Origin of the sequence: Aliirhizobium wenxiniae (assembly GCF_014201355.1) — a bacterium.
Classification (GTDB): Bacteria; Pseudomonadota; Alphaproteobacteria; order Rhizobiales; family Rhizobiaceae; genus Neorhizobium; species Neorhizobium wenxiniae.
Genome location: NZ_JACHEG010000001.1, coordinates 1533335 through 1546589 on the forward strand (window position 1 = coordinate 1533335; position 13255 = coordinate 1546589).

Consider the following 13255-nt stretch of genomic DNA (forward strand, 5'->3'; position numbering starts at 1 on the left):
CTGCCTTCTTACAGGTGGGGAACGAAAACGCGCGACAGGTGTTCCCAGCCCTATGCAGTCACCACCCGCCAGATCGCCGGCTTCCCGTCGCCTGAAACTTCTGACCTATAATGTGCACAGTTGTATCGGCACCGATCGCCGGCTGGCGCCGGAGCGCATTGCCGAAGTGATCGCCGCGGCGCAGCCGGATATCATCGGCCTGCAGGAACTCGATGTCGGACGGAAACGAACCGGCGGCATCGATCAGGCCCATACGATCGCCGAAATCCTCAAGATGCAGCATCATTTCCACGCTGCCCTCGATGTCGAGGAAGAACGCTACGGCGATGCGATCCTGACTGCCCTGCCTGCCGAACTGGTCAAGGCGGGTCCTCTGCCTTCGGTTGGGGAACAGCGTGGCGCGCTTTGGATCGAAATCGAGATCGGCGAAAAATGCCTACAGGTGTTCAACACCCATCTGGGTCTCAGACGCATCGATCGGATGCGGCAAGTAGAAGCGCTGCTCGGCCCGGAATGGCTGCGCAACGATCGTGTGATCGACCAGCCAGTCGTGTTGCTCGGCGATTTCAACTCGATCCCCTCCAGCCCGCCCTATAAACGGCTTGCCGGTGCCCTGACGGATATGCGCACCCATATGGCCGGGCAACTGCGCCCGACCTTCCCTTCACGCTTCCCGTTGCTGAGGCTCGACCACATATTCGCGTCGAACGAAGTTTCCGTGATAGGGGTAGAGATCGTTGCCAACCCACTCGCCAAGCTGGCGTCCGACCATCTGCCGCTTCTGGCGACAATCGAAATCTAGTGCAGCAACTTCTGAAGCCGTCGCGCCTGTTTCAGAAACTGGGTAACCGCCCGATCGTCCGGCGGCTCGCCGGTTGAAGCAACCCGGGCGACGCGAACGGAATGTGCACCAACCTCGCCGAGCCGCTGAAGCACCAGCTGGAGAATGGATGCCTCAACCCCATGATCGACGATCACCACGTGTTTTCCGGCATGATCGTGGCAGGGGCCATCATTATCGCCGAGATACATGACGTGGCGGCGTTCGAGATCCGACAGCTGTCGTTGGCGCTCCGTATTGAGATAACCCGGAGGCACATGCGACGCGCGCGCCAGATCCTCATCGATCACGACCTGCGGCACTTCGAAATCGAGAACTGCGCCGATAGTCTTTTCGGGGTGACCCGGCGCAGGAATTCGCCCGACAAGCAAAAGGTCCAGTTCGCAACCGAGACGCTGCGCGGCATCGAAGGCAAGATCGACGCTTTCGGGCGAAAGTGCCACAAGCACGATACGCTCCAAGGAAAGCGCCGAAAGCTGGTCAGCCAGCTCGCGTCCCGCCAGGTTACTTCCGGTAAGACCGGATGGATGGGGCTCAGCCTGCATGAAATTCCTCCTCCCAGAGTTATCCGTATTCTCAAGGACAAAGCGGTAACATCAGCAGATTGTTCCGACAGCATAACACGAAAACGGGGTCTAGCCGCGAGAAAGGACGACCAGATATCGTGCTTGCGACGGGCCACGGTTCGAGAAAGTGCAATCGCTGGGAGGGCCAAGCAGAAGGCAATCGCCCGCTTTCAGCTCATGTTCCACACCGCCTTCGGAAAAATCGAGACACCCGTCGAGTATCCAGATCTGTTGTTGCTGAAAGGCGAAGGCTGAGGCGGGATAGGTGATGCGGGCACCTGCAGGTAGCTGGACTTCTATCAGCTCTGCTGGCGCACCGGCAGGCGAAATGGCTCTTCTGAGATAACCGGTCTCAGGATCCGTCCAGATCGATTGCCTTTCCGAAAGGCTCAACCTTTCGGTGACCTTTTCGGCCGATGCGATCAGAACCGACAGGGGCACGCCGAAGGCACCGGAAAGCCGGCCGAGCACTGTCGCAGTCGGGCTTGCTTCCCGGCGCTCGATCTTGCTGATCATTGCCTTGGATACGCCCGATCGCTGGGCGAGATCGGCGAGCGACCATTTGCGCGCCTCTCTCTCCTGCTTAAGCATGAAAGCTATGGCGTCCGCAGGATCACGCTCCATTTCACCAAAGCTCCATGCATCAGGACCGTCTCAGATAGTAGACCTTCAGCTCATATAGGAGACAAGCAATTTCCGCAACGAAAGGACGAGACCACCGAGTTGCTGCTATACGGAAATTATCCAGTCGTATAATAACGGCAGGATCGGCAGCAAGAAAAAGAGCGTGAGGACGATATGGCACCAGCCCGCCGCTCCTATACCCGCGCCAGCGAGGCTGAGCGCCGCGAAGACCTGATCCTGGCGACGCTCGACTGCATCGCGGAAGTGGGCATTCAGGGTGCAACGGTGCGCCAGATCGCCAACCGCGCCGGTGTGACGGCTGGCCTCATCCGGCATTACTTCACCGGCAAGGACCAGATGCTGGAGGCGGCATACCGCGCCGTTATGGACGGCATGACACAGACCGCGATCGAGGCCGCCCGCGAGGACGAGGCGCCAAGGGCACGGCTTCGCCGTTTCATCATCGCCAACCTGACGCCGCCTGTAACCGACAGCCGAACACTATCGCTCTGGGCCGCTTTCATCAGCCACATCCAGACAGACCCGAATTTTGCTGCCATTCACCGGGACAACTATCTTGCGTTTCTGCAGGAAGTCGAAACACTTCTGTTGGCATTTTTCGATGAGCGCGGCACCGCGCTTTCGCCAAAACAATGCCGCAGCTTTGCTATCTCGCTAAACGCGCTGATCGATGGGTTGTGGCTGGAAGGCACGCTTACCGCCGATCTGTTTGACGAACACGAACTCGCCGATGCGGCGCTTGCCTCCGTCGAGGCACTGTTGAGATTGACCCCGGGCGAACTGACCTCGGAAAAGTAAGGAAGCCACGCATGCGTTATGCCTCGATCACCGACCGCCTTGCCCATCTCGGCTCCGGCCGCTGGGCCCTGCATCTCACCGCCCGGCGGATGAAGGCGGAAGGCGAGGAAATCATCGAACTGACGATCGGCGAGCCGGATGTTGCACCCGACAAGGCGCTGCTGGATGAGGCTTCGCGCGCCATGTATGCCGGTCGCACGCGCTATTCCAACGGCCGTGGCGAACCTGCAGTCCTGAAAGCACTGGTCGAAAAATATTCGAAGCGCCGCAAGGGCGTAACTGAAAAGAACTTCCTCTGCTTCCCCGGCACCCAGACAGCACTTTATGGCGTGATGACCGGCCTTGTGGAAGCCGGCGATGGCGTGCTGGTCGGCGATCCGCTTTATGCGACCTATGAAGGCGTGATCGCCTCGACCGGCGCCCACATGATCCCGGTACCGCTCAGGCCGGAAAAGAAATTCCATCTTCAGGCCGAGGATCTGGAGCGCGCCATCACCCCGGAAGCCCGCGTGCTGCTTCTGAACACGCCGCACAACCCGACAGGGGCCGTGCTGACCAAAGCCGAGATCGCCGCGATCGGTGAAGTCTGCCGCAGCCGAGATCTCTGGATCATCTCCGACGAGGTTTACGAACAGCTGATCTTCGACGGCACCGAATTCGCCTCGCCCTTCGACATGCCGGAGCTGGCCGAGCGGACGATTGCCGTCTCCTCGATTTCGAAATCCCATGCGGCACCCGGTTTCCGCTCCGGTTGGGCGGCGGGTCCGGAAGAGTTCTGCGAGCGGCTTCTGCCGGTCTCCGAAACCATGCTCTTCGGTGTGCAGCCCTTCATCTCCGACATGACGGCCATGGCGCTTTCCCGGCATTTCGACACTGCCGACGTGATGCGCGAGAATTACGCCCGCCGTGCCGCAATCGTCGAAAAGGCCTTTGCCGGCAGCAATCTGGTAAAACCCATGCCGCCGGAAGGAGGCATGTTCATTCTGCTCGATGTGACGGCAACGGGCCTCAACGGCGAGGAATTCGCCTGGGAACTGCTGCGTGAGGAAAAGGTCGCGGTGATGCCGGGCACCTCCTTCGGCGATCAGGCTGCGGGCTTCCTTCGTATTTCCCTGACGGTGCCGGAAGACGTACTGGCAACGGCGATGCAGCGGATCGGCGAACTTGCCGGCCGCATCGTTGCGCACAAGGAAGCGCCGTTGCATATCCGCTAATCCAAGTTGGCGGGAAGCCCTTACAGTTTTCCCGCCAGCCATAGGATGCAGAAGACAAATCCGCCGATCGCCATGAATGACGACAGGATTGTCGCGAGGATAAGGGCAACAAGATAAAGCCCCGGCACCTGCGGAGAAACCTCGAGCTGGAAATTCTCTCGTATCGTCTCCGGATTGAGGCAGCTGATCTCGAAATCGCCGGGCGCGGGGCATTCGAATGCCCCCAGCGGAATTGACTTTTTACCGCTCATATCGGTGCGATTGGTCCGAAACAGCGAACGGCCATAGGAGCGATAGTTTAGCGTCGCACCTGACGGGTGCTGCGTGACGGCAAAGCGGGCGGAAAAATAGGATACGCCGGTAATGAATGTCATTGCCGGGATGACGACGCTCACGACATAACGCCCGGCGACCGGCAGGTTCATCCGGTACGGCGCACTTCCCGCCGGGAAGCGATATTTCACCGCCGGAGAAATGATCTTCCACAGCGCCGAAATGCAGCGGATCAGCAAATAGCTGCCCGCCACCGCAACCAGAGGCGAGACCAAACCAATTAGAGACGTACTTACCATCAAGTCAGGTTAGCGCAATTCGAGCAAAAGTGGGAACCGGGTTGCGTCCGGAATTGCGCCGAAACAGGGTGACAGATCAGCCGCATATCTCCAACGGAAGCGTGACCTCGGCCACCATCGCAAACCATATCAGCCGGCGTCACCGGCATCGGCCACGCGCTCGTCGCGATCAACGGCACCAACACCGACACCACATGCCTTGCGCGCCCTGTTCATCTCGATACTGACCGGGCTCGGCTGTTTCTTGAAAAGAGCTTCCCCGGTACCGCAACTGCTGGCGACACTTGGCTGGCTGCTGCCGAAACGGGTGGCTTCTTCCGATGTGCTTCCACGGGTCATCATGTCCTCCTCCAGGCTCATGCGATAACACCGCAGGCCGGCAGAGAGTTCCCTGATCGCCTTTAATCAGGCCCGACACTCCCGCAGTTGACCCGCGGGAGTTCCTTTTTGCGGCCTGTCTTACTTCCACAAGCCATGGCGCTTCGCGAAAGTCTCGAACAGCGCAAGATGCGGAAGATCCTTGCCATTTTCGATCAGGCCATGCCCGCCGACTTCGAAGAGATGCAACTCGGTCGGCGTCTTCTGGGCGCGCAGGGCGTTAAACAGGATCAGGCTGTTTTCCGGTGCAACCGCCGGATCGTCATTCGCATGGGCAAGGAAGGTCGGCGGCATGTCGGCAGGCAGGTTGAACTCCAGCGAGATCTTGCGCTTCTCCTCATCCGTGCCGCCCTTCGGGAACATGTTCTTGACCGAGGTCTCATGCGCATAGGGCGCCATCATGGTCATCACGGGGAAGAACATGCCGGTAACGAGCGGCTTGGTCGAGAGTTTGTCCGCCTCGTCGACCGGTTCATAGGTTTCGCGGCCAAAGCTTTCCGTTAGCCAGCCGGCCAGATGTCCGCCTGCAGAGAAACCGGCAACGCCGACGCGGGCGGGATCGACGCCGAATTCCTTGGCGCGGTGGCGGATCAGCCGGATTGCGCGCTGCGCATCCTGCAACGGAGCTTCCGGGCCGGCAGCCCAGCCGTCATGCGGCAGGCGGTAGGTCATGATGAAGACCGTCGAGCCGGAACCGGCAAAGGTCTGGTCGATGCTGCTTCCCGAACGGGTCACCGCGACACGCGTATAGCTGCCGCCGGGGATCATCAGGATGGCCGAGCCATCGGGCTTGGCTGGCCGCTGCACCATCAGGATCGGGTTGGTGACATGCATTGCGGCCGTATCGTTCGGATCACCATCCTTCGGATTGCGCAGGATCCACTCCTCCTTCGCCGCCACTCCCGCGCTGCCCGGAACCTTGCCTTCCGGCCATATCGGAAAACTTTCGAGCTGCGGCAGAAGCGGAAGCTTCATCCCCTCGGGTATTTCACCCGGCTTACCCGCAACGGCAACCGGCGTCGTGCCGGAATTCTGCGCAAGTGCGGCGACCGGCAAAAGCGCAGAGGCTGCGACGGCGGTGAGAAGCTGACGGCGATCCAATAAGGCTGGCATGATGATGATTACTCCCTTTCACATGACTCCTGATGTGCAGCCTAGGGAGTAGCCGGATTGTGACAAGCGGCCGACATGCCGCAGGGCCGCAGCAAGGCCCATGCCGCGACACTGTGTCGGAGGCCAAAGTGATTGCTGTCAAATATCGGGAAAGGTCTTAAGGGGCGAGTTTTCCGCCCTGCTCCGGCCTATCGCCTTCCTCCTCCGGCGGCTCCCAGCCAAAAACGCTGCGGCCACCCCATTCATGCGAATGGCGGAACTCGCCGGCGATGATCTCCTTGAAATCGGGACCGGTGACGTAGCGTTCGAGGCTCCGGGCCTGGTCGTCGAGGCGACGCAGCGCCTGCAACTCTTCCTCGCGGCCGAGCCTTGCCTTGCCGACCGCCGATTTCATCACCCGTATCGTCTCGTCATAGACTTTCAGCGGCACCGGAAACGGATGCCGGTCCTTGCCGCCATGGGCGAGCGAGAAACGGGCGGGATCGGAAAAACGGCAGGGCGCGCCATGCACGACTTCCGCCACCATGGCGAGCGCCGAGACCGTGCGTGCACCGACACCCGGCGTCATCAGCAGATCCTCGAAATCCTTCGGCCCACGATCGGCGGCAGCAGCGAGCGTACCGTGCAGGCGGCGCATGTTGACGTCCTCCTCGCGGACATCGTGATGGTCCGGCATGATCAGATGCGGCAGCATCGGCTGTGCCGAAGGTTTTCTCATTCGCGACGGATCGAGCGCGATCACTTCGCGGACGATCCTGTCCGGACCGAGCGAGGCAAGTAGATCGAGCTGGCCGCTGCGCGAGGCGAGAGCCCGGTGATCCGCCAGATTGACGATCTCGCCCTGCCCCCTGCCTTCGATGGCCGCATGGGGTGAATCGAGAAAACTCTTCAGCCCTTCGGAATGCCAGTGATAACGCCGCGCCTGTCGCCGCGCATCGTTCATGCCCTGCTGCACGACGACCCATTTGCCGTCATCGGTGACGATGAAACCGTGCAGATAAAGATCGAACCCGTCCTGCACGGCGGCACTGTCCACTTTGGCGACGAGCTTGCTGGTCTGGGCGAGTGCTCCGCCATCGATGCCGACGCGGTTGCCGATGGCGATCAATTCCTCCGGTGTCTGGCGCGAGTTCTTGCCGCGCCCGCCGCAGACATGGATGCCGAGTTCACCCGATAACGGCGTGAGCCCACGTTTCAACGCGCCGATGACGCTGGTGGTGATGCCCGAAGAATGCCAGTCCATGCCCATCACAGCCCCAAAGGACTGGAACCAGAAGGGATGCGCCATCCGCGCCAGGAGTTCGTCACGGCCGTAATGGATGATGATCGCCTCGGTGATGACGGCACCGAGCCGCGTCATGCGTTCGCCGAGCCACCGGGGAACCCGGCCGCTGTGAAGCGGAAGATCGGCGCTGCCTGAACGTTGAGCCATGCCCCGTTATAGGCGCGCCGTGCCGATTACGACAGCGAAAAGTTCTTCAAACGTTCCGTCAGTCGACCGATCGTCTCGGCATCCGCATTGGCAAAGGCAAAGCGCAGATAATTCTGCTGGCCCTCGCCGAAATAGACGCCCGGAATGCAGGTGATGCCGGCACGTTTGGCGAGCTTTTCCGCGACTTCCGCCGAACCGACACCGGCAAACGGATGCCGCACGAAGGCAAAATAGGCGCCGATTGCATCGAGCTGCCAATCGGGAAGCTGCTGCATGACGGCCTTCAGTGCCTCGGCACGGCGGCCGATCTCCTGCCGGTTTTCTTCACGCCATGCGGCAAGCAAGGGCAATGCAGCCGCAACGGCACCCTGTGCGGCACGCGGTGCGCAGATCTGCAGATTGTCCATGATCTTGGCGACCTGCCCGATCACCGCTTCGCTCGCCGTGATCGCACCGAGGCGATGGCCGGGAATGCAGAAGGATTTCGAGAAGCTGTAGAGGCTGATCAGCGTCTCTTCCCAACCTTTGAGGTTAAACAGGCCATGCGGCCTTTGGCCGGCTTCAGGCAGGAAGTCGCGATAGGTCTCGTCGAGGATCAGCCAGATGCCCTTGTCCTGGCAGAGCTTGAATATCGCTTCGAGCAATTGCGGCGGATAGATCGCACCGGTCGGATTGTTGGGCGAAACGAGCGCTAGCGCCTTTACCTCGGGTGTAATTGCAGCCTCGATCGCAGAAACCTCCGGCAGAAACCCGTCTTCGGCCTTGCAGGCGACGAAGGCAGTCTTGATGCCCATCATCGCCAGCGTCGTTTCGTGGTTAAAATAGAAGGGCTCGGTCATCAGGACCGTATTGCCGGGACCGGCAACCGTCATCGCGGCGCAGACGAAGGCCTGGTTGCAGCCGGAAGTGATATGCGTATTGGCAGCCGCGAGCGGAACACCATAAACCTCGGCGACATGGGCGCCATAGGCGTCACGCAGCGATTGGTCGCCTTCGATCGGACCATAACCGGTATAGGCGGTGGACGACGCGGTCTCGCCGAGTAGGCGCAGCATCTCGGGATGCGCCGGATAACCGGGGACGGCCTGCGAAAGATCGATCAGCGGCCCTTTCGTAGCATCATAGGCGCGGCCCCATGCGGCAACCGAAGGAACGGGCGGAAGCGAAAGCTTGTCGACGAGCGGATTGAAGCGGGAATTTGAGGCGAGCATGATGTTCCGGAGAAGATTTTAAAAGACGGGCAATTGAATTGCTCTTCTTCTTCATCAGATTATCCGATGACGCAAGCGGAACCGCATTAACATCGCCTCCGGCACCCACGGGAGAACCGCAAATGGCCGACGACACCCCGGCACAGCAAGATTCCAAGCTTACCATCACCAAGCGCAAATGGGCTGACGAGGGCAAATTCCTCACCGGTCGCCATGCCCGGCCGGAAACCGACCGGCTGCCGCCCGGCCAGCATCTGGTGAAGAACTGGCCGGTGCTCGATCTTGGCCAGCAGCCAAGCGTTTCGACGGCACAATGGAAACTGGAGGTCCACGGCTTCGTCAACAATCCGGTGACGCTCGACTGGGCCGCATTCCGGGCGCTGCCGCAGACGGACATGCTCTCCGACATCCATTGCGTGACCACATGGTCGCGCTACGACAACAACTGGAAAGGCGTCTCCACCCGCGACTTCCTCGATCTCGTCGACCCCATGGAGCAGGCAACGGCTGTCATGCTGACGAGTTACGACGGTTACACGACTAACCTGCTGCTTTCCGACTTCTCCTCGCCCGACGCGATCATCGTCACCGACTGGGAAGGCGCGCCGCTAAGCGAGGAACATGGCGGCCCGGTGCGCCTCGTGGTGCCGCATCTCTATTTCTGGAAAAGCGCCAAATGGCTGAAGCGGATCGATTTCAACGGCATGGATCATGCCGGCTTCTGGGAGAAAAACGGCTATCACATGCGCGGTGATCCGTGGGCGGAAGAGCGGTATTCGGAGGATTGAAAGCCGGTCGCGTTATGGCATCAGAGGACGCGGTCGCGACGTCTCAGCAGATTGCACTTTTCACGAGAGCCATTACAGATCAACAGCAGAACTAATTCAGTCTATTTTCCAGAAAGCTATTTATGCGCCTGATTGCGGTTTTCCTTCTGGGCCTGTGTGTCGCGGGCTGCAGCCCCGTGACCAAACGTATAGGAACTGTGCTGGTTAGAACCGACGCAAATGGCAAAATGGCGTCCGTTTCCATGCGAGATTCAACGGGCAATCCCAAAGCCGATGCACGGTACATGCAGTATGCGCGAACGACATTTCCTTCTCGGATGCCTAATGCCAAACCCAATACGGGATACACCTATCCAGTCCACGGAGACCCCAGCGTCACTTCGGGAAATATCATCGCCTGGCGCCAGCTAGGAAGATGACAACCGTGGAAATCTGTCTTGTCATCCACGGACTGGTTTCTCCGGCTCAAGTCGCTGGAACAATCCCCTATTTCCTTGTCGCTCGGCATACTGCATTTCACGCATGACATTCACCCCGCTTCCGGTTTAAAACGAAGAGGACTTCCAATTCGGAGGCTCCTCCATTCAAACCAGTGACTTGATGCCCAAGCGTCAGGTGACGATCGCGCAGGAGCATGATTTTGGCCTCGGCCACGCCGGAAAATGCAGATCAGAAGACGCCGAAACTGCGGGCGGACGCACGCCGCAACCGCGACAAGCTGATTGAAATCGCCGCCCAGGCCTTTGCCGACAATGGCGTAGAGACCTCGCTGGAAGATATCGCCCGCAAGGCCGGTGTCGGCATAGGCACGCTTTACAGGCATTTTCCGACACGCGAACATTTGGTCGAGGTCGTTTATCGGCGTGAGCTGCAAAATCTGGCGGATGCGGCCGACGAACTGTCGCGCACCGAAGCCGCCGACATCGCGCTCGAACAATGGATGCGCCGCTTTGTCAACTACATGGCGACCAAGCGCGGCATGGCAAGCAGCCTGAAGATCATCGCCAGCTCCAACTCCACCATGTTCGCCGAAGGGTTCGGGCGTATCCGTTCCTCCTTCGACAAGCTTTTGACGACAGCGCAGGAAAAGAACCTCATTCGCAAGGATATCGGCCAGTCGGACCTGATGCACGCGATGTCCAGCATCTACTCTATCCCCGACACGCCCGAATGGCGCGACAGCGCCAATCGCCTGATCGGCCTCCTGATGGACGGATTGCGCGTTCAGCGCTGAACCATAATCGAGATACAAAAACGGCCCGGAAAACCGGGCCGCTTTTCTTTGATGGAGATCGTCGCGCCGTTATTCGGCAGCGACTTCCTTGTAGTCCCGGTAATAGGACAGGTAGTTGCTGCGCAGACGCTCCGGCGCACCCGGATCGGCATATTTGTGCAGTTCGGAAAGATCCGTCTTGTTGAGGATGACACCGATCGTCTTTGCGGCGATCTGCGGTTCCGACTGCAGCACGCTCTGAACCGCCTTGGCCGGTGTCGCGCCCCATTCGGTGACGAACACGAAGGCATCCGCATAAGGCTCGAACGCCTTGGCATCAATGACCGGGATAAGTGGCGCAAGGTCGACGACGATGACGTCGAACGTATCCTTGATGCTTTCCAGGAACTGGCTCATGCCGCTGGAAGCCAGAAGCTCGCTCGTATGGGTCACCTGACGGCCGCGCGTCGTCATCGGCAGGATGGTGAGGCGCGAACGGCGGTCGACACGGGCAACGCTGGTCCAGGACGTCTTGTTAAGGATGACGTCGACGAGACCGACTTCCGGCTCGCTTGCCAGCATCTTCGAAAGACCCGGATTGCGAAGGTCGGCGTCGATAACCAGTGTGCGTGCGCCGCTTGATGCGATCAGACCGGCAAAATTTGCCGCAACCGTCGACTTGCCCTCGCCCGGCAGGCAGGAAACGACACCAATGACGGCGCATTTCTTGCCCTGAAGCACGATATCGCAGGCAAGTTTGGTATTGCGCAGCGTTTCGGCAAACTGCGAACGCGGAGCCTCGACCGCAACACGCATCATGCGGCGGAAGGAGATCGGATCGCCAACCGGCTGGTTGGCGGCTTCGCCCTGTTCCGGCACGGCACTCGGCTTCGGCGCGTCTTCACGCGCGGCACCGGCAATGCGCGGCAGGTAGCCGAGGAAGCGCATGCCGAGCTTCTGCTGCACGTCTTCGCCGGTGCGGAAGAAGCGTTCACGCAGTTCCAGAACGGCGGCGGCGGCACAGCCGATCAAAAGACCGAGAATGACCGACAGCGCTATGGTCAGCGTCTTGCGCGGGCTGGACGGCGATACCGGCACACCGGCATCGGAAATCACGCGCGCCTTGGCGATCGGCAGCGACTGCTGTTGCGAGGCCTGTTCGAAACGCTGCAGGTAGGACTCGTAAAGCGTTCTGAGGGCCGAAGCTTTCTGTTCCAGCTCCTGCAGCTGAACCATGTTCACATTGGCATCGGAATTGTTGCCTGCGACGCGCTGGATATTTTCCCGCATCGATTCCACGCGCGACTGCGACACGTCCAGCTCGTTCTTGAAGCTGCCCGTCAGCTGCTGCAATTCGCGGAACATCTGGTTGGTCACGTCCTGCTTCTCGGCCTTCATCGCAATAGCCTGCGGATGATCGGCGCCGAACTGCTGGATGATCGCCTGTTCGCGATCGTTGATGCCGATATAGCGCTTGCGCAGATCCTGCATCACCGTGTTGTCGGTGTCGCGATTGGAGACGACCGCATTGTGCACGGCCGCTTCCGGCCCCTTGTCGATGATTGCCTTGTACTGGTTGTAGCGGGCGGCGGCGGTTGCCGCATCGGCCTGAGCCACGATCAACTGGCTGTTCAAATCGGAGAGCTGCTGCGCCGACAGAAGTTCGCCGCGCGGGGAAATCAGCCCCTTGTCGCGCTTGAACTGTTCGACAGCGAGCGACGCCTGCTGCGAGCGGGTATTCAGATCGTTCAACCGCTCCTGCAGCCAGATGCTGGCCCGCTCAGTGGCGTCGAAATTGGCGTTGAGCTGCTCCGTTAGATAGGATTCTGCATAGGTCTTGGTAATCTGCGCCGAGAGCATCTTGTCCGGTGAGCGCACCGAAACGGCGATGACCGAGCTGCGCCCGACACGTTCGACGGTCAACCATTGCTGGATGATCGCGGCTGCTTTTTCACGACGACCTGCTGCGATCTGCTCTTCGGTCAAAGCGGGCGTATCGGCGGAAAAAATCGATGTGACACCGCGCAGCATGCCCTTCACAAGATCGACAGGCGACTTTGGCGGGTCGACGATCAGGGCATTCTGGTCGAGCTTCGCCTTGCCGACGACGCTGAGTGCCAGTTCCTTGGACTTCAGGATTTCCACGGCACTGGACATGCGGTTGTCGAGCATCTGCGCCGACTGATTGTCCGACGCGTTTTCTTCCGCGTAACGGGAAAGATTGTCGTCCATGAGAATGTTCGTCATCGACGTATACATCGGCTGGGCAAAGACCAGATAAAGCCCGGCCAGAACGACCATTGCAGCAACGCAGGCACCGATCACACCCAACCGGCGCATGGCCGCAGACCACAGCTTGTCGAGGTCGATGAACGTGTCGTGGTCTTTTGGTTCTGGGGGAAACATCGTCATCGGTCGAAAGTTTGCCTGATCCATTGTGTCATCCGCTCTGGGGAAAATAGTGCAGGAAAGGCGAATGTCTCG

13 protein-coding genes are annotated in these 13255 nt (G+C 59.9%); 5 read left to right on the top strand and 8 right to left on the bottom strand.

Annotation, left to right across the window (positions count from 1 at the left end):
• Positions 1 to 52 precede the first annotated feature (52 nt).
• The gene (locus HNQ72_RS07425; protein ID WP_183990956.1) at positions 53 to 802 is read left to right on the top strand and encodes an endonuclease/exonuclease/phosphatase family protein; all 750 of its coding nucleotides are present in this window, start codon (positions 53 to 55) and stop codon (positions 800 to 802) included.
• Here HNQ72_RS07425 and HNQ72_RS07430 read toward each other — a convergent pair.
• The gene (locus HNQ72_RS07430; RefSeq protein ID WP_183990958.1) at positions 799 to 1386 is read right to left on the bottom strand and encodes a phosphoribosyltransferase family protein; all 588 of its coding nucleotides are present in this window, start codon (positions 1384 to 1386) and stop codon (positions 799 to 801) included. The genes HNQ72_RS07425 and HNQ72_RS07430 overlap by 4 nt on opposite strands.
• Before the next feature lie 90 nt (positions 1387 to 1476).
• Entirely contained in the window at positions 1477 to 2031 is a 555-nt protein-coding gene (locus HNQ72_RS07435) for a helix-turn-helix domain-containing protein (RefSeq protein ID WP_183990960.1), read from the bottom strand.
• Positions 2032 to 2205: 174 nt separating this feature from the next.
• Between HNQ72_RS07435 and HNQ72_RS07440 the strand changes: the two genes are divergently transcribed.
• Both HNQ72_RS07440 and HNQ72_RS07445 read left to right on the top strand, forming a co-directional pair.
• Positions 2206 to 2850: a TetR family transcriptional regulator C-terminal domain-containing protein gene (locus tag HNQ72_RS07440; protein ID WP_183990962.1), complete on the top strand. Its 645-nt coding sequence runs from the start codon at positions 2206 to 2208 to the stop codon at positions 2848 to 2850.
• Positions 2851 to 2861: 11 nt separating this feature from the next.
• On the top strand, positions 2862 to 4064 hold the full coding sequence (locus tag HNQ72_RS07445; RefSeq protein WP_183990964.1) for a pyridoxal phosphate-dependent aminotransferase: 1203 nt from the start codon (positions 2862 to 2864) through the stop codon (positions 4062 to 4064).
• A 20-nt stretch (positions 4065 to 4084) separates the two neighbouring features.
• Here HNQ72_RS07445 and HNQ72_RS07450 read toward each other — a convergent pair whose 3' ends face one another.
• The 5 genes from HNQ72_RS07450 to HNQ72_RS07470 form a co-directional block, all read right to left on the bottom strand.
• Positions 4085 to 4576 (bottom strand): hypothetical protein, encoded by a 492-nt coding sequence (locus HNQ72_RS07450; protein WP_183990966.1) that lies wholly within the window; start codon positions 4574 to 4576, stop codon positions 4085 to 4087.
• 189 nt (positions 4577 to 4765) lie between these two features.
• Positions 4766 to 4975, bottom strand: a complete 210-nt coding sequence (locus tag HNQ72_RS07455) for a hypothetical protein (RefSeq protein WP_183990968.1) — start codon at positions 4973 to 4975, stop codon at positions 4766 to 4768.
• A gap of 120 nt (positions 4976 to 5095) precedes the next feature.
• Complete coding sequence (locus HNQ72_RS07460; RefSeq protein ID WP_183990970.1) at positions 5096 to 6127, bottom strand: alpha/beta hydrolase; 1032 nt, start codon at positions 6125 to 6127, stop codon at positions 5096 to 5098.
• Between the two features lie 157 nt (positions 6128 to 6284).
• On the bottom strand, positions 6285 to 7559 hold the full coding sequence (locus HNQ72_RS07465; RefSeq protein WP_183990972.1) for a DUF763 domain-containing protein: 1275 nt from the start codon (positions 7557 to 7559) through the stop codon (positions 6285 to 6287).
• Between the two features lie 26 nt (positions 7560 to 7585).
• The gene (locus tag HNQ72_RS07470; RefSeq protein WP_183990974.1) at positions 7586 to 8770 is read right to left on the bottom strand and encodes an aminotransferase; all 1185 of its coding nucleotides are present in this window, start codon (positions 8768 to 8770) and stop codon (positions 7586 to 7588) included.
• Positions 8771 to 8892: 122 nt separating this feature from the next.
• Between HNQ72_RS07470 and HNQ72_RS07475 the strand changes: the two genes are divergently transcribed.
• Together HNQ72_RS07475 and HNQ72_RS07480 are read left to right on the top strand one after the other, a co-directional pair.
• A complete protein-coding gene (locus HNQ72_RS07475) occupies positions 8893 to 9558 on the top strand; it encodes a sulfite oxidase-like oxidoreductase (RefSeq protein WP_183990976.1) in 666 nt (221 codons plus the stop codon).
• A gap of 640 nt (positions 9559 to 10198) precedes the next feature.
• On the top strand, positions 10199 to 10792 hold the full coding sequence (locus HNQ72_RS07480; protein WP_373289393.1) for a TetR/AcrR family transcriptional regulator: 594 nt from the start codon (positions 10199 to 10201) through the stop codon (positions 10790 to 10792).
• Between the two features lie 69 nt (positions 10793 to 10861).
• Here the strand turns inward: HNQ72_RS07480 and HNQ72_RS07485 are convergent, their stop codons facing one another.
• Positions 10862 to 13207: a polysaccharide biosynthesis tyrosine autokinase gene (locus HNQ72_RS07485; protein ID WP_183990979.1), complete on the bottom strand. Its 2346-nt coding sequence runs from the start codon at positions 13205 to 13207 to the stop codon at positions 10862 to 10864.
• Positions 13208 to 13255: the final 48 nt, after the last annotated feature.